This window comes from Actinoalloteichus spitiensis RMV-1378 (assembly GCF_000239155.1).
GTDB classification, from domain to species: Bacteria; Actinomycetota; Actinomycetes; order Mycobacteriales; family Pseudonocardiaceae; genus Actinoalloteichus_B; species Actinoalloteichus_B spitiensis.
Genome location: NZ_AGVX02000609.1, coordinates 1 through 1009 on the forward strand (window position 1 = coordinate 1; position 1009 = coordinate 1009).

The 1009-nt window shown below is 73.6% G+C and carries 1 protein-coding gene; it reads left to right on the forward strand.

The genetic code is table 11. The features are described from left to right. Positions 1–657 (forward strand): hypothetical protein (locus ACTIDRAF_RS30595; RefSeq protein ID WP_016700969.1); only part of this gene is annotated, 657 nt, incomplete at its 5' end. Positions 658–1009 lie beyond the last annotated feature (352 nt).

The following is a 1009-nucleotide window of genomic DNA, read 5'->3' on the forward strand; positions in this document are numbered from 1 at the left end:
CCGCCGCTGCCCAGCCGGCTGCGGCAGGCGGTGATGGAGCGGCTGCTCCGGCTGCTCGTCGGGAGGCCCGAGGACTACGGCCTCCCCGCCCCTGACCACCGCATCTTCGAGAGCCATCCCATCCTCAACGACCGCATCCTGCACCACCTCGGCCACGGCGACGTCACGGCCGTCCCGGACGTCGCCGCGTTGGAGGGGCCCGAGGTGCGCTTCACCGACGACAGCTCCTGGCGTCCCGACCTGGTCATCCAGGCCACCGGCTACCGGGTGGACTTCCCGTTCCTCCCCGTTGGGCTCCCGGTGTGGCAGGACGGGACACCCGACCTCTACCTCCACGTGCTGCACCGGCAGCGCCCCGACCTGTTCTTCCTCGGCCTCTTCGAGACCGACGCCGGCGCGTTCCCGCTGTTGAGCCGGCAGGCGGAGCTGGTGGCCGGCGCGGTGCTCACCCACCGTGCCGGCGGGTCGGCCGCCCGACTGCTCGCGATCCGCAAGCAGCTGCGGCCGAACCTCAGCGGAGGCGTGCGCCACCTCGACAGCCCTCGCCACCGCGTCTACGCCGCCCAGCGGGTCTACCGGCGGGAGCTGGAACGCGCCCACCGGGAGCTGGCGGCGCTGCGCGCGGGTGGTGGACCGCCTCGGTGGCGTGACCACTGAGGTCCCTCTTCCGGCCGGGGCCGGTCGGGCGCCACGCCCCCAGGCCCCCATCCGACCGGCGGGGTGGCTCGCGGGTCGGCCCAGACCCTGTTGCGGGAGGTGAAACGGTCCGGTTCGACCGCGCGCGGTGGTCGAACCGGGCCATCCCTCCCGGGTGAGGTCCCGATCGCCGGGTGACGTCCCCTCGTCGCGGCCCGGTGCCCGGTGCCCGGGGTGGGCGGGATGCCCTCCGGTCGACCGTCCCCGTCGGCCGTGCCCGAACGGGAAAAATCATTTCGAAAATTTCCGCACGGCCGACGTGGTGGTTTTCCTCCGGCTGCCGTTCCGGTGGGGCGAGGGGAATTCGTCGGGG